Annotated in this window: 12 protein-coding genes; 9 read left to right on the forward strand and 3 right to left on the reverse strand. The window is 60.2% G+C overall.

What is annotated here, in order from left to right; translation table 11 throughout:
- Positions 1–200 precede the first annotated feature (200 nt).
- The 5 genes from AAXE93_RS06135 (at position 201) to purT (ending at position 3,646) form a co-directional block, all read left to right on the forward strand.
- Positions 201–470, forward strand: a complete 270-nt coding sequence (locus AAXE93_RS06135; protein ID WP_390129095.1) for a DUF3134 domain-containing protein — start codon at positions 201–203, stop codon at positions 468–470.
- 137 nt (positions 471–607) lie between these two features.
- Positions 608–1,642, forward strand: coding sequence for a phospho-N-acetylmuramoyl-pentapeptide-transferase (mraY, locus tag AAXE93_RS06140; RefSeq protein ID WP_390129766.1), 1,035 nt, complete (start codon positions 608–610; stop codon positions 1,640–1,642).
- Positions 1,643–1,950: 308 nt separating this feature from the next.
- Complete coding sequence (locus tag AAXE93_RS06145; protein ID WP_390129097.1) at positions 1,951–2,199, forward strand: hypothetical protein; 249 nt, start codon at positions 1,951–1,953, stop codon at positions 2,197–2,199.
- Positions 2,199–2,366 (forward strand): hypothetical protein, encoded by a 168-nt coding sequence (locus tag AAXE93_RS06150; protein WP_006851462.1) that lies wholly within the window; start codon positions 2,199–2,201, stop codon positions 2,364–2,366. Before AAXE93_RS06145 ends, AAXE93_RS06150 begins: the two co-directional genes overlap by 1 nt.
- Positions 2,367–2,467: 101 nt before the next feature.
- Entirely contained in the window at positions 2,468–3,646 is a 1,179-nt protein-coding gene (gene purT / locus AAXE93_RS06155; RefSeq protein ID WP_390129099.1) for a formate-dependent phosphoribosylglycinamide formyltransferase, read from the forward strand.
- On the opposite strand, the gene AAXE93_RS06160 is transcribed toward purT, so the two are convergent.
- The 3 genes from AAXE93_RS06160 to recN all read right to left on the reverse strand — a co-directional run bounded on the left by AAXE93_RS06160 (position 3,632) and on the right by recN (position 10,740).
- On the reverse strand, positions 3,632–5,755 hold the full coding sequence (locus tag AAXE93_RS06160) for an HAD family hydrolase (RefSeq protein ID WP_390129101.1): 2,124 nt from the start codon (positions 5,753–5,755) through the stop codon (positions 3,632–3,634). The two genes, purT and AAXE93_RS06160, sit on opposite strands and share 15 nt — an antisense overlap.
- A gap of 293 nt (positions 5,756–6,048) precedes the next feature.
- Positions 6,049–9,012 (reverse strand): excinuclease ABC subunit UvrA, encoded by a 2,964-nt coding sequence (uvrA, locus tag AAXE93_RS06165; protein ID WP_390129103.1) that lies wholly within the window; start codon positions 9,010–9,012, stop codon positions 6,049–6,051.
- A 45-nt stretch (positions 9,013–9,057) separates the two neighbouring features.
- Positions 9,058–10,740, reverse strand: a complete 1,683-nt coding sequence (gene recN, locus AAXE93_RS06170) for a DNA repair protein RecN (protein ID WP_390129105.1) — start codon at positions 10,738–10,740, stop codon at positions 9,058–9,060.
- A gap of 77 nt (positions 10,741–10,817) precedes the next feature.
- On the opposite strand from recN, the gene AAXE93_RS06175 reads away from it, so the two are divergent.
- The 4 genes from AAXE93_RS06175 to dnaN all read left to right on the forward strand — a co-directional run bounded on the left by AAXE93_RS06175 (position 10,818) and on the right by dnaN (position 16,037).
- Entirely contained in the window at positions 10,818–12,677 is a 1,860-nt protein-coding gene (locus AAXE93_RS06175; protein WP_390129107.1) for an ABC1 kinase family protein, read from the forward strand.
- A 24-nt stretch (positions 12,678–12,701) separates the two neighbouring features.
- The gene (locus AAXE93_RS06180) at positions 12,702–13,283 is read left to right on the forward strand and encodes an alpha/beta hydrolase (protein ID WP_390129109.1); all 582 of its coding nucleotides are present in this window, start codon (positions 12,702–12,704) and stop codon (positions 13,281–13,283) included.
- Between the two features lie 101 nt (positions 13,284–13,384).
- On the forward strand, positions 13,385–14,443 hold the full coding sequence (gene thrC / locus AAXE93_RS06185; protein ID WP_115131646.1) for a threonine synthase: 1,059 nt from the start codon (positions 13,385–13,387) through the stop codon (positions 14,441–14,443).
- A gap of 436 nt (positions 14,444–14,879) precedes the next feature.
- Positions 14,880–16,037 (forward strand): DNA polymerase III subunit beta, encoded by a 1,158-nt coding sequence (gene dnaN / locus AAXE93_RS06190; RefSeq protein ID WP_390129112.1) that lies wholly within the window; start codon positions 14,880–14,882, stop codon positions 16,035–16,037.

A 16,037-nucleotide genomic window follows, 5' to 3' on the forward strand; every position in this document is an offset into this window, starting at 1 on the left:
AGCCGGTGAAAAAACCAGCAGCAACGCCAGGGTCCAGGAGGCCTGCAACGGTTCAGGCCGCTGCAAACCCCACCAATGCAAACCAAAGCTGATGATCAGGGCCAGGCCCCAGAGGAGAACGAGCAGAACAGATTTGTTCAGTAGCGGATCAAAAACAGCACATGGTCTATCTTGGTTGATTGGCCTGCGTCCCTCCCTGCATGAGCGCTCTGGTTGATTTAAACGCCCTGGACAGCGTCAACCCGTCCCTCACCCGCTACGGGCGCCGCGACCCTGCCCCCGTGCTGCCCCTGCGTGAGGAGCCTGACCTCCTGTCCTGGCTGGAAACCAGCGGTCGTCTCGTCGCTGAAGAAGAATCCGGTTCACCTGAAGTGAGCACCGTCGAAGAGGAGGAACTCTCCGCGCTCATGGGTGAGAAAGAGGATTACAACAAGGATGACGAGCAAAATGAGGAGCAGTGGGAGGACTGACGTCCCCCAACCACTGACTGGTCGCCACTGAGCGACTCACCTAGGGTCCCAGCGATCAGTCCAGTGCAGCTTTGCAATCCACGGATTCGAACCGCCGTCCTTGGTGGGAGAACGGCTCATTGAGTGCCAGTTTGCTGATGCTGGTGGTCTTGATGACCAGCTTTGCTGCCGACAAGTGGATCACCAATGCGCAACTGAGCCTGCCGCTCTTGATTTCAGCGGTCTGCGCAACCGCGACTGCAGCCTTGGGCATTCCCCTTCTGCGGCGCTTGAAGATGGGGCAGTTCATCCGTGAGGAAGGCCCCAAAGCCCATCAGAGCAAGGCGGGAACACCAACGATGGGAGGCCTTCTGGTGGTTCCCGTCGGGGTCATTCTCGGGAGCCTGATCACACGGGACGCCGTGGCATCACAACAACTGCTCTGCTTGGCAGCCCTGACCCTGGCGTTCATGCTGATCGGCGGCATCGATGACTGGAGCAGCCTCACCAAACACACCAATGCTGGCCTGACGGCACGAGGAAAATTGCTGCTGCAAACCATGGCAGCCGCAGCCTTTCTGGCCATCGCTGCCTGGCAGGGCTGGATCAGCAACAGCATTGCCCTGCCCTTTGGCCTTGAACTGCCCTTAGGGCTTCTGATCTGGCCGCTGGGGCTGTTTGTCGTTCTGGCGGAGAGCAACGCCACCAACCTCACCGATGGCCTGGATGGCTTGGCTAGCGGCTGCGGAGCACTGGTGTTTACCGGTCTGGCACTTCAACTGATGCTCCGAGGAGACAACGGAGATCCCGCCTTGGCTGGCTTCTGCATGACCATGGCCGGGGCATGGCTTGGGTTTCTCGTGCACAACCGAAACCCGGCTCGGGCCTTCATGGGCGATACGGGATCCCTGGCGATGGGGGCCGCCCTCAGCGGTGTGGCCCTGTTATCCAACAGCCTCTGGCCCCTGCTGGTGATGGGAGGCGTCTTCGTCGCGGAATCCCTCTCCGTGATCATCCAGGTTTGGGTGTTCAAGGCCACAAAAGGCCCTGATGGTCAGGGGCGACGCGTGTTCCGCATGGCGCCGCTGCATCACCACTTTGAGCTGGGCGGCACCGATGAACGAAGCGTGGTGCCCGCGTTCTGGCTGGTCACAGCAGGGCTTGTGCTTCTCGGACTGATGCTGCGTCCCTGAGCGCTGATCTTTGATCCAACACTGAGGACCATGACTTTGAAGTGAGCTGAAGATTGCAGTGTTCAGATCGCCAATGAAGTTGAACTTGGTTTCGTAGCGCAGAAAGTCAATACCTTCTTAGAAAAATTGGCCCTGATACAGAAAAGAATGACCTACATTTTCAAGCTTGTTGAGTGACCATAACGCAGTGCCTTTATGAAGGGAAACCTGAGCGACATAACCGGTAGTCAGGGGATTATTGATATCCAAAACGAACGCTTCGCGCCGCTAACATCCCTTAAAGTCGTGTTTTGGGGTGGCAAGGCAGGATGACCTACTTCACCTGGCGTGAATCCGGTCTCACAGCTGACTGCTCAAGCCTCGAGGCGATGGCTGCCCGCTTTGAGGAGTCGGCCAGTTTGATGCGACGCATGTCTAGCGAAGGGTTCAAACTGGAGCGCCATGGAACGGAGCAGCGCATCACGCATCCCGATCCCACCGTGTTTGAAGCCTGGGGTTTCGTCAGCGAAGAATCACCGGTCCGCCAACTCACGTTGATCCCCGATCTTCAGAACTAATGGATAACTTGCTTGCCAAAACCGCTGAGCTGCTCGCCAACGCCGCTGCGGATCCTGACCGGGTTCTGCGGTGGGTGCTCATCTACTTCGGTGTGTCGTCGCTTGGATTCATGGGCGTGTGGCTGATCGGCGAAGTGCGCCGTCAGAGCAGCACCGATTCGAACTAAACCCCAAGAGGCTCGCTTCCACCGAGCACTGCACCCCAGGCTGCGGAAAGTCTCAGGACTTGCGTTGATTGATGATGCAGGCAGGCCATTCAAGGATCACCATGCCGTCGTTTCCACGCACCGTGATGCTGCTGGGCAGCGGGGAGCTGGGCAAGGAGGTCGCCATTGCTGCCCAACGGCTTGGCTGCCGGGTGATCGCTTGCGATCGCTATGCCGCTGCCCCGGCCATGCAGGTAGCTGACGTGGCCGAAGTGCTGCCGATGACCGATGCCGATGCCTTGCTGGAGGTGGTCATGCGCCACCAACCCGATGTGGTGATCCCGGAGATCGAAGCACTCGCCGTTCATGCCCTGGCGGAACTCGAACAAGAGGGGATCACCGTGATTCCCACGGCCCGCGCGACGGCCATCACGATGAACCGAGACCGCATCCGCGACCTGGCGGCCGGCGAACTCGGTCTCCGCACCGCCCGGTTCGCCTATGCCTCCAGTGCTGAAGAACTCACAGCAGTGGCGGAACCACTGGGCTGGCCCGTCGTGGTGAAACCGGTGATGAGTTCCTCCGGCAAAGGCCAGAGCGTGGTGACCTGTGCAGACGATCTGCCCAAAGCCTGGGAGACCGCCATGGCCGGTGCACGGGGTACCTCAACCCAGGTAATCGTGGAGGAATTTCTCCATTTCGATCTGGAGATCACCCTGCTCACCATTCGTCAGCGCAATGGCGAAACCCTGTTCTGTGCGCCTATCGGCCACGAACAGGAAGGAGGGGACTATCAATGCAGCTGGCAGCCGGCTGAACTCACCGACCAACAACTGCGTCAGGCCCAGGCCATGGCCAAAACCGTCACCGACAACCTGGGCGGTGCCGGTCTCTTCGGTGTGGAATTTTTCCTCTGTGGCGATGAGGTGATTTTTTCTGAACTGTCGCCCCGACCGCACGACACAGGCCTGGTGACACTGATCAGCCAGAACCTGAGTGAGTTCGAACTGCACCTGCGCGCTGTTCTCGGTCTGCCGATCCCCACCATCACGGCAGCTGATGCGGCCGCCAGCCGCGTGATCCTGGCCCAAACGAACATGGACTCCGTCGTTTTTGAAGGAGTCGAACAAGCGCTCACAGAAGCTGACACCCAATTGCTGCTGTTCGGCAAGCCCACAGCCCGCCCCGGTCGACGCATGGGTGTGGCCCTAGCAAGGGGAGGAGATCAGAAGGAAGCACAAGCCAAGGCCGACAGGGCAGCCGCCTGTGTGACCGTGATTCCAGGATCAACGGCTGCCTGAAAACCGATAGTGGGTTAAGCCATCCAGCACGGCTCCAACACTGGGGCGTTTCGAGACGTACACCCGCTGCTGGGTCCGTTGGCCCAACAGGCAGGGATCGTGATCCGCAGGAACCACCGTGGCGGGCAAACCATCCAGCAACTCTCCATCCCCCTGCTGACTGGCCACCACCAGAACCTGCTGCAGGGGAAGCTGCCAAGACTGGGCCAGAAAACGGATGGCCTCACTGCGGGACGCGCGCTGGGGAAGAACATCCAGGAACCAATGGCAACGGAGCTGGGGTTCCGCCTGCAGACCGTGGCGGCGCAGGCACTGACGGGCCAAACCAATCAGACCGCGGTTGGGAGCACGCAACAGGTAGCTGACCTTGAAGGGACTCTGGTGATCCGGGTCCTGAAGCTGAAGGTGTTCCTGGAGTTGCCCCATCGCTGCGAGCACAGCCTCGCGATCCCAGGCTTGGCTGATGCGCTTCGCCCACACGGGATCTTCCGCGCTATCCGACGTGTGGTGAATCTCGGTTCCAGCACGGCAGATCCAGGCCTTGGGATCGGGAAGATGCAACTCCTGGTAGCGCTGACGCGCCTGATCTAGAGACCGCCCCGTGAGAATCACCAAGCCTGTCGAAGCGGCAAAGGGTTCAGCGTGAAGCCGATCGCGCAGATGCGCCAGGGAGCGTTCCTCCGGCAGCTCCAAGGAGCAGTCGAGATCCAGCACCAACAGCCTGGAGACGTGGCTGGGCCGCCGGACCACCGACATCCCACGCAAAGGTGACACGCGGACTTTCTGCTGCATCAGGGCGAGGTACTGACACACATGGGCATCCCAGCTGAAGTGCCGACTGATGGCCTCAACCCCGTTGTCACTCCAACGGCGCCAACGGGAGCAATCACTGCCGGCCAATTCCAAGGCTTCCTGAAGTGCCCCAGGATCGGTGACGTCTGCCAGAAGACCGTTGTCGCAACGGTGTTGGATATCCCGTGGGCCGCCATCGTCAGTAGCCACCATCGGCAAACCACAGGCCGCGGCCTCCAGAAGGGTGAGTCCAAAGGGTTCGGTCAACGCCGGGTTCACAAACAGCCCCCCACGACGCGCCGCCCAGCGATAAAGGGCAGGAATCTGGGCACGGCTGTGTTGTTTGGGATAGGCCACCTGGCCATAGAGATCAAAGCGATCCACCAGATCGAACACCTGCTGAAGCACATCGCGCTGCTGCTTCTCGAGCTCACGCGGGTCATCCCGACAGCCCAACACAAGCACCAGGTTGTGACGCTGCCGCAGCACCGGCGACTGACCAAAGGCTTCCACCAGAGCGGGAATGTTCTTGCGCCGCACCGCACGGGAAATCGCCAGCAGGGGCGGACGATCCGGCTCCCTGAGGAAAGGCTGCAACATGCTTTGTAATGCGGAGCATTCCTGCGATGAACCGTGGGGATGGAACCGGGAAGCATCAACGCCAGGGGGCACCACTGCCGCGTGATCCGCCTGAAAGTGGCCGTAGCGGCAGTACTGCTGATCCGCCTCCTGACGGGTGCTGGTGATCACCAGATCCGCCTGGGCCAGAGCACGTTCTTCGGCGTCGATGCGGCGGCTGATGGCGTAAGTCTGCTCAATCTGAGAGCGATCCAAGCCACCGGCCAGGAGACGTCGCTGTTTCTCCCGGCCGAGGGAATGGCCAGTGAAAACAAGCGGAATCCCCAACCGCTGACTGACGAGAGCACCCACTAGACCGGCGTCGGCGTAATGGGCATGAATCCAATCCACCCTCTGACCCGGCTGGCTCAGATGTTCCACCAACTGATCAGCCAGCTCCTCGAGATGGGGCCAAAGCAACTCCTTACGTAGATACCGCTTCGGACCAAATGGAAAGCGCAGGATGCGGGCCCCTGGAGCAATGGCTTCGACCCTTTGGCTGTAATCGAGATCTACTCGACGGTCCTGAATCAGCCGGGTGACCACATCAACCTGCTCAACCTCCGCCCGCTGCGCCAGGCTGCGCACGAGCTCCAGCACATACAACGTCTGACCACCGGTATCAGCATCCCGCCCAAGTTCGAGCTCATGGGAACGAAACAGACCGTGAAGGTGCAGATGCAACAACCGGATCCCCATTCGCTCCCCTCACAAACAACAACGGGACACGAATTCGGTGCCGTTGTTTTTTCTTTAGAGGCGGAAGAAGGGGTTAAAAATAAAAAAAACCTTAGAAGACTGAAAAGTGGAGCCCATCAAAAAAGCCGAGTCACCCTGTCTTGCAAAGGATCTCGGCCCAAGAGGTAACAGTCATAGCCCCGGCTTGATGTAACAAGCCAGCAACGTGAGAGTCAATCGCTCACATCAACAAAGCAAGGCTGCCCTGCTCTTCAACCCAACCACCCTCAGAGAAGGTGACGGAGCCGTCAACCTCAAGCCGCCAAGGGAACGGGCAATTCTGGTGGATGCTGCTCCAAAACCCTTGCGAGGTAGCGGCCGGTGTGACTGGTGGGGTGCTGGGCGACCTCCTCTGGAGTGCCGGTGACCAGGATCTCGCCACCCTTGTCACCGCCTTCGGGGCCGAGATCGATAATCCAGTCGCTGCAACGGATCACGTCAAGGTTGTGCTCGATGCAGATGATCGAATTGCCCTTGTCCACCAAACGCTGCATCACATCCATCAGCTTGTGCACGTCGTAGAAGCTGAGGCCAGTGGTGGGCTCATCAATCAAATAAAGGGTCTTGCCAGTGGCCCGCCGTGACAGCTCCGTTGCGAGCTTCACCCGCTGGGCCTCACCCCCCGAGAGGGTTGGTGCCGGCTGGCCGAGCTTCACGTAGCCCAGGCCCACATCCACCAAGGTGCGCAAGCGATCTGCCGCCTGAGGAATCGCATCAAACACCTCAGCGGCCTGCTCCACCGTCATCTGCAGCACATCCGCGATGGTGTAACCCTTGTATTTCACCTGCAGGGTTTCGCGGTTGAAGCGGGCGCCTTTGCAGACATCGCACTGGACGTACACATCCGGCAGGAAGTTCATCTCAATCACGTTCACGCCCTGACCACGGCAGGCCTCACATCGGCCACCCTTCACGTTGAAACTGAATTGCCCCACCTGATAACCGCGGGCCTTGGCCTCCACCGTGGCGGCGAACACCTGACGGATCGGATCAAAGGCACCGGTGTAGGTGGCTGGATTGGAGCGGGGCGTGCGTCCAATCGGGCTCTGGTCGATCACGATCACCTTGTCGATCGACTTCAACCCCCGCAGTTCACCCAGACCGTGCGGAAAGGGCACCTTGAGACCCAGTCCGTTCTCCAGGGCGGGATGCAGGAGCTCATTCACCAGGGTGCTCTTGCCACTGCCGCTCACCCCGGTGACGGACACCAACCGACCCAAGGGAAACTCAACCGAAACGTTCTTGAGGTTGTTGCGATTGCAATCGATCAACTTGAGCGAGCGCGACCCGCTCTGGCGACGTTCAGCCGGCGTTGGAATCGAGCGACGGCCACTCAGGTAAGCGCCGGTGAGCGATTCACTGCTCGCCACCAGGTCATCGAAACTTCCCTCAGCAACGATGTGGCCCCCATGGACGCCGGCACCAGGGCCGATGTCCACCACGTGATCGGCAGCACGGATGGTGTCTTCATCGTGTTCCACCACCACCAGGGTGTTTCCAAGATCCCTGAGCCGCACCAGGGTGTTTAGGAGACGGTCGTTATCCCGCTGATGCAGGCCGATGCTTGGCTCATCCAACACATAGAGCACCCCGGTGAGACCGGCACCGATCTGGGTTGCGAGACGGATGCGCTGGGCTTCACCGCCGGAGAGCGTCATCGCCGGTCGATCAAGGCTCAGGTAGTCGAGACCAACATCAAGCAGGAATTTCAAACGCAGGCGGATTTCCCTGAGCACCAGATCACCGATCTGGATCTGACGGGCATTCAGCAAGGGCTCTGAACCCTCGTAGGCGCCCACACCCATCAGTTTTTCGATCCGTTCCAGGGTCTGACCGACGCTGACGGCCGTAAGTTCTGGAATCCGGTACGGCCCCACTTTCACCGCCAGGGCTTCAGGGCGGAGCCGCTGTCCGCCACAGGCTTCACAGGGAACCAGCTCGAGATACTTCTCCAACTTCTGACGCTGGGCTTCACCACTGGCATCGCGGAGCTGCCGCTCGAGGATCGGAAGAATGCCTTCGAAGGGCCGGGTGTATCCCCCTTTGCCTTTGCGGTAACGGCTGTCGGCCTGGATCAGAATCGGTTCGCGGCTTCCGTTGAGCAGCACATCCCGCTGCTCATCCGTGAGTTCATTCCATGGGGTCTTGATCTCAAAGCCGAAGGCTTCACCCACCGAATACAACAGAGAGAAGTAGTAGCTGTTGTCTTTCTCGGCCCAGGGAGCGACCGCGGAATACACCGGCTGCGTTGGGTCCGGAATGACCCGGTCACAGGTGAACTTGCGCAGATGGCCGATGCCATGGCACGCCTCACAGGCGCCGTAAGGGCTGTTGAACGAAAACAGCCGCGGTGACAGCTCCTCCATCACAGCGCCGTGCACGGGGCAGGCGAAGTTCTCTGAGTAGAGACGCTCCCGCTCAACGCCCTCGGGGAGCTCCTCCCCCTTCTTGGGCACCACCTCCACCAAGGCCAGACCATCGCCGCGTTTGAGGGCCGTTCGCAACGAATCGGTCAGCCGTTCCTGGATCCCCTCACGGGCCACAAGACGATCGACCACCACCTCAATGTTGTGGCTGTGGTTCTTGTCGAGCTCGATGTTGTCGGCCAGCTCGCGCACCTCACCGTTGATGCGCACCCGAGCGAAACCTTCCGCCGCCAAACCACTGATCAACTTGGTATGGGTGCCCTTCTTGCCGCGCACCACCGGCGCCAACAACTGATAGCGGGTTCCCTCCGGCAACAGCAGGATCTGATCGACCATTTCGTCGATGCTCTGCGGCTTGATCGAACGGCCACACTTGGGGCAGTGGGGCTCGCCGGCACGGCCGAACAGCAGACGGAGATAGTCCTGAATCTCCGTGACGGTGCCCACCGTGGAACGGGGGTTGTGACTGGTGGATTTCTGATCAATTGAAATCGCCGGAGACAGCCCCTCGATGGCATCGACATCGGGCTTGTCAACCTGCCCGAGAAACTGGCGGGCATAAGCCGACAAACTTTCGACGTAGCGGCGCTGTCCCTCCGCAAAGATCGTGTCGAAGGCGAGTGAACTCTTGCCGCTGCCACTCACCCCGGTGAACACCACCAGCTTGTTGCGGGGAATGGTGACGTCGACATTCTTGAGGTTGTGCTGCCGGGCACCCCTCACTCGAATCACATCGTCCTGAGTCGCCAGTGGGCCAGCTGAGTCAGCGATCTTGGCAGCAGCTCGCGCCATCAGGACCCGTTGGAAAGCTCAAGAGTTTAGGAAGAACCGAAGCCTTCAAGCTGTTCGCTGGTCCAGCAGGCTTGCTGCATAGGCATCAGCCTGTTCGCCACCAGCGAGGTCTGCCAGCTCTTGGCGGCGTTCCTGAGTGTCCCGCAGTCGGGACACTCGCGAGTGGGTGACACCGTCTTCCACATGCTTGCTCACGCGGAAATGGTGATCGGCAACCGCTGCCACAAGCGGTTGGTGGGTGACGCAGAACACCTGACGCTGACGGGCCAGGGTCTGAAGCAGATCCGCCATGGCTCCACTAACGCGTCCACTGACGCCGGCATCAATCTCATCGAACAGCAGCGTGCTGGAGCCATCCACCGCGGCAAGGGTGGTCTTGAGCGAAAGCAGAAAACGGGACATCTCACCGCCGGACGCCACCTCCGTCAGCGGCGCCATCGGTTGGCCGGGATTGGCGGAAAACAGGAATTGAACAGCGTCCGCACCATGCTCAGCTGGGTCACAGGGGGTGAGATCCACCTTGAAACGCACATTGGCCAGGCCCATGGGCGGCAACAGTTTCAGCAACGAGGCCTCTAAAGCCTCCGCCGCCTTGGACCGCTCGCGACGCAAGGCCGCATTGGCTTGATCTCGCGTCTGGCGACGGACGGTCTCGGCCTGTTGCAGGCGGGCGAGATCCGCCGCGAAGCCTTCCGATCCCAAACGATGCAGCAGCTCGTCGCGCCGCTGAATCAAACCGGCCAGATCAAGGCCATAACGGCGCTGCAGGCGTTTTAAAACCGACAGACGGTCCTGAATCCGCTCCAGCTGGTCTGGATCGCTCTCCAGCGCCAGACCGTATTGATCGAGGGAGCGCAACAAACCGTCCACACCTGCTTCGAGATCCAGTGCCTGATCACGCAGGGGCTCAAGCGAACCATCCAGCTGCGCCATGGCCTGCAGCTCCTGGATGCACGCCGCGAAATGATCCTGCAGGGAAGGCGCCTGATCCACACCGTCGCGGAGACGCCCAAACAACAAGGCCAAACCCTCCAGCAACCTCACGCCATGGACGAGGCGGTCTTGATCCTGTTCCAGCCGCTGCTGCTCGTCGGGGTCGTCGAGATCGGCAGCTTGCAGCTGCTCCAACTGCTCTTCTTGTTCAGCCTGCTCCTGTTCGGAGCGCTGCTGCTCCTGCTCAAGTGCCGTCAGGGCAGCAGCGGCCTGGCGCCATTCGGTCCAGGCATCAGCCACCTGAACTTTGAGCTCAACCAATGCAGATCCACCGAGACGGTCAAGCCAGAGCCGTTGCTGCCCCGCCCGCGACAACAACTGGGTCTGTCCCTGAACCGTGAGATCAATCAACAGCGGCCTCAGCTCAAGCAACTGCTGACGGTTCACTGTGGAGCCATTCAGCCGACAGCGACTGGAATAACGATCACCCTCCTGCCGTTTCCATTCCCGGCTGATCAGAAGCTCTTCTTCGGGATCAAACTCCGCCGCAATCAACCACTGTTCTAGGGCTGGGTTGAGTTGAAACACAGCCTCGATCCTGGCGCGATCCGCACCCGTCCGCAGCAGACGAATGCCGCTGGAGCCCTGCGCTCCACCCAGCACCGCATCGAGGGCATCGAGAAGGATCGATTTACCGGCACCGGTCTCACCGGTGAGCACCGTGAAACCCGAGCTGAACTCCAGTTCAAGACTCTCAATCAGAGCGATGTTCTGCAGCAGCAGACCGGTGAGCACGTCCAGCCCTGTGATGATGCCGACCGTAGCGGCAGCTCGGTTCGTTTAGAAGGGGTGTCGGACATCCCGATGAATTGATGGCGCAGGAGCTCGGGGATTTCATCGAAGCCGCTGGGTTGCTCGAGTACGACCCCGCCGCCATCACACGTATTTATGCCGGCCATCCCCAGCGGCTGATCCGCCGGCTCTGGCAAACCCTCGTACCCATCGGCCTGTTGCTGCTGGGCGTCGCCTTCGACTGGATCTTCCAGTTGCTGAAGGATGAGGAACGGGCCCGGGCTCGAGCTCGCGAATGCGCTGAACTTCTCGTGGATCTTGGTCCCGCCTTCATCAAGGCCGGCCAGGCGCTCTCCACACGACCGGACATCGTCCCCCCGCTGCTGCTGGAAGAACTGGCCCAGCTCCAGGACCAACTGCCCGGCTTCGACAGCGGCCTGGCCATGGCCTGCATCGAGGAAGACCTGGGCGCACCAGTGGATGACATCTTCGAGCAGCTGGACCGGGAACCGATCTCAGCCGCTTCGTTGGGTCAGGTGCACAAGGGAACCCTCAAGGGTGGCGCAAGGGTGGCGGTGAAGGTGCAGCGCCCGGGGCTGCGCGAACAGATCACCCTGGATCTGTACATCGTGCGCAACATCGCCGCCTGGTTGAACAGCAACATCGGATTGATCCGCAGCGACCTCGTCGCCCTGATCGATGAACTGGGGCGACGGGTGTTCGAAGAGATGGACTACCTCAACGAAGCCTCCAACGCTGAGACCTTCGCTGAGCTGCATCAACACAACCCTCGCATCGCTGTTCCGACGATTTATCGCAACGCCACCAGCCGCCGGGTGCTGACGATGGAGTGGATCGACGGCGTCAAGCTCACCAACCTTGATGCGGTTCGCGAGCTCGGTGTGGACCCGGACGACATGGTGGAAGTGGGCGTGAACTGCAGCCTTCAACAGTTGCTTGAGCATGGCTTCTTCCATGCCGACCCCCACCCCGGCAATCTCCTGGCTCTGGAGGACGGTCGCCTCTGTTATCTCGACTTCGGGATGATGAGCGAAGTGAGCCGCGAGTCACGCACCGGCTTGATTCAGGCAGTGGTTCATCTGGTGAACCGGAACTTCGGGAAGCTCTCCAAAGACTTCGTCACCCTGGGGTTCCTGGCGGAAGACGTGAACCTGGAACCGATTGTTCCCGCCTTTGAAAAGGTCTTCAGCCAGGCCTTGGAAGCCGGCGTCAACCGCATGGATTTCAAAGCGGTCACCGACGACATGTCCGGTGTGATGTACAAATTCCCCTTCCGGGTGCCGCCTTATTACGCCCTGATCATTCGATCACTGGTCACCCTGGAAGGCATCGCCCTCAGTGTTGATCCGAACTTCAAGATCCTCGGTGCTGCCTACCCCTACTTCGCCAGGCGGCTGATGGAGGACCCCGATCCCCAGTTGCGTCAGAGCCTTAAGGAGATGCTGTTCGACGGGGACGCGTTCCGTTGGACCCGTCTGGAAAATCTGGTGTCCAGTGCTGCAAGTCAGGCCCAGCTGGATCTGGAGGCCTTGCTCGATCAACTGCTCGACTTCCTCTTTTCACCCAAGGCAGGACTGCTTCGGGATCAACTGGTGACCGCCACGGTTGATCGTCTGGATGCTCTGGGTTGGTCGACGATGCAACGCCTGGGTCGACGCCTCCCCAAACGACTGCAACCCTCCGCCCTTACCCAAACACCTCCCGGGCTCTCCGATCCACTGATGCAACTGGAGCCGGTGCGAGAGTTGATCCAGGTGTTGCAATCCTTGCCGGGATTCACACCTGAGCTTCTGCTGCGTCGAATGCCAAGGGTGCTCAATGAACCAGACACCAGGCGCATGGGCTTCAAGGTGGCTCAGGGGCTGGCCGAACGGGGAGTTGTCCGCCTGGTGCGGGTCGCCGCTGGAGTTCCGGCCTAACTTCCGGCCAACACCTTCAGCGTGATGCTCCCCAAGCCCTTCACCCGTTCCTCTCTGCTAGGCGTGGCGGCAGGGCTGGGACTGAGTTGGAGCTGCGTCATGCAACCCCTGCATGCCGCCACGGAGGTCGCCCTGGTGAGTGGTGCCTTCCGCCGCTCCATTCCAGTGAAAGAAATCGAACACCTCGCCGAAACCGGTGATGCCACTGGTCTGCTGGAGGATCTGCTGGAGCTCTCCGGGCAGGACCCCCACGAGGTGGCGCAGATGCTCAACCAGAGCCTTGAGCTTCCCCTGGTGCTCACAAGCCGTCTAATCAATACACGGATCGGTGAAGCCATCCTGCGCCGTGTTGCACGCATCATTCATCCGATCTACACACCGGAACCTGAGGTGAGTGTTCCGGCGATCCGCGCCGGAGTGATCAGTGGATTGCAGAGCGAAGAGGGCCTCACGGCAGTGAGCTTTTTGAAGGGCTACCCCAATGCCGTCATGGCGGTGAATCTTCCGGCTCTGTTTGGAGTGATCGAAAAAGCGGAATCCATCGCCGGTCTGGTGCAGTTTTTCTCCGACTCCCCCTTGGACGGATTGAAGGAAGCGCAACCCTGACCAAGCCCTGAACGGACGCCGCCTAGATTCCGGCAATCCCCCCATCCCAGCCGGTGTCCCTGTTTCAGAACCTCCGTCGGCGTTTCACTGCCACCCCTGTGATGCAGGACTGGCCTGGACTGATTGAGGCCTATCGCAGCTGGCTGCCCGTCAGCGATGCAACGCCAGTGATCAGCCTGCGTGAAGGCGCGACCCCTCTGATCCCCGTGCCATCGGTTGCGGAACAAATCGGCAAGGGCGTGAAGGTATTCGTGAAATACGACGGCCTGAACCCCACAGGGTCCTTCAAAGACCGGGGCATGACCATGGCCATCAGCAAAGCCAAGGAAGCCGGTTGTGAAGCGGTGATTTGTGCCAGCACGGGCAACACCAGTGCTGCGGCTGCGGCCTATGCCAGGCGGGGTGGGATGCGTGCCTTCGTCTTAATTCCGGATGGCTATGTCGCCCAGGGAAAACTGGCTCAGGCGTTGGTTTACGGCGCTGAGGTGTTGGCGATCCGCGGCAACTTCGACCGCGCCCTCGACATCGTTCGGGAAGCAGCAGAGAAGTATCCCGTCACCCTCGTGAACTCGGTGAATCCCTACCGGCTGCAGGGCCAGAAAACGGCGGCCTTCGAAATCGTGGATGCCCTCGGTGATGCACCCGACTGGCTGTGCATTCCCATGGGCAACGCCGGAAACATCACCGCCTATTGGATGGGTTTCCAGGAATATCAACAGGCTGGCAGGAGCCGCAGCCTGCCCCGAATGATGGGATTCCAGGCCAGCGGATCCGCCCCTCTGGTGAACAACACCACGGTGACGGACCCCGAAACCATCGCCACCGCCATCCGCATTGGCAACCCGGTCAACCGAGCCAAAGCCCTGGCAGCACGCGAAGCCAGCAATGGCGCGTTCCTGGATGTGACCGACGCGGAGATCATCGCGGCCTACAAGCTTCTAGGCGGCCAGGAGGGAATCTTCTGTGAACCGGCCAGCGCTGCCTCTGTGGCAGGCCTGCTCAAGCGCAAAGATGAAGTGCCAGCCGGCGCCACGGTGGTCTGCGTTCTGACCGGCAACGGCCTCAAGGATCCCGACTGCGCCATCAGCAACAACGACGCTGCCTTCCACACCGACCTCAATCCTGATCTGGGCACCGTCGCCAGTGTGATGGGCTTCTGACACACCGCCTTGCATCAACGCACTTCTGCCCCCGTCAGGGGGCTTTTTTATGGCCGCAAGACAAAACCAACCGACAAAGCGGCTGCGGAAGACGCCCGAAAACCATCCCAACACGCTGTGGAAAACAGGCGAGAACTATCCACCCGTTTACCGCGCGAGTTTTCCACCCGCTGTGAAGAAGGGGAAAACAAGGTCTCACTCCCCATCCTGTGAAAAATTCTCCTCGGCCTTGGTTCATCGAGAACTGTTATGAGCACTAGGTTCTGAGCTCCTTTCCCCCTTTTCCCCAGGCACTACGACGGCTGTTTTTGTTTTTTATTTTTTAAATCCATAAGAACCAAACAGCCGAACAGAAGCTCCCGAACCGTTGGCCATTGCACTTCCCCTCAGCCTGTGAAACCGTGGGACACCTCAGCGCGCTCAGGTCTTCAGGACGATGAAGGTGGTCTGTTCACAGTCCGAACTGAATAGCGCTCTGCAATTGGTGAGCCGTGCAGTCGCCACACGCCCCACGCACCCGGTTCTGGCCAATGTGTTGCTCACCGCCGATGCCGGCAGCAATCGCCTCAGCCTGACCGGTTTTGACCTGAGCCTGGGAATTCAGACGTCCCTCGCCGCCAGTGTGGAAACCAGCGGGGCCATCACACTGCCGGCCCGGCTGCTGGGAGAGATCGTGTCGCGCTTGTCCAGCGATTCTCCGGTCACCCTCGCCGTAGACGATTCCGGTGAGCAGGTTCAGCTCACCAGCCTCAGCGGCAGTTATCAGATGCGCGGCATGAGTGCCGACGACTACCCCGATCTTCCGATGGTGGAGAGCGGCATGACGCTCAAGCTGCAACCTGAACGGTTGGTGCAGGCGCTCAAAGGCACCCTGTTTGCCAGCAGTGCTGATGAAGCGAAGCAACTGCTCACCGGCGTGCATCTCAAGTTCAACCAGCGGGCTCTGGAAGCGGCTGCCACCGATGGTCACCGCCTTGCCGTGCTCAATGTTGAGGATGCCCTGCAGGATGCGGCCGTGACCGATGCGGTGGACGACGACGGTTTCGCCGTGACACTTCCATCGCGCTCACTTCGGGAGGTGGAGCGGCTGATGGCTTCCTGGCGGTCCGATGAACCGGTCAGTTTGTTCTGTGATCGCGGCCAGGTGGTGTTTCTTGCGGCCGATCAAATGGTCACCAGCCGCACCTTGGAAGGCACCTATCCCAATTACGGCCAGCTGATCCCTGACGGTTTCACCCGCACCTTTGGAATGGACCGTCGCGCCCTGATCGCTGCTTTGGAGCGGATTGCTGTGCTCGCTGATCAACACAACAACGTTGTCAAATTCAGCAGTCAGCCCGAGGACGGTGTTGTCCAGATCAGTGCCGATGCGCAGGATGTGGGCAGTGGCTCTGAATCGCTTCCCTCCAACTTGGAGGGTGACGCCATGCAGATTGCCTTCAATGTTCGCTATCTGCTGGATGGCCTGAAAGCCATGGGCTCTGATCGGATTGTTCTGCACTGCAACGCTCCCACCACACCGGCTGTGCTCCGTTCCGAGGAAGCGTCCGAAGCCTTCACCTATCTGGTGATGCCTGTTCAGATTCGTTCCTGA

Origin of the sequence: Synechococcus sp. HIMB2401 (genome assembly GCF_042883245.1) — a bacterium.
Lineage (GTDB): Bacteria > Cyanobacteriota > Cyanobacteriia > PCC-6307 > Cyanobiaceae > Parasynechococcus.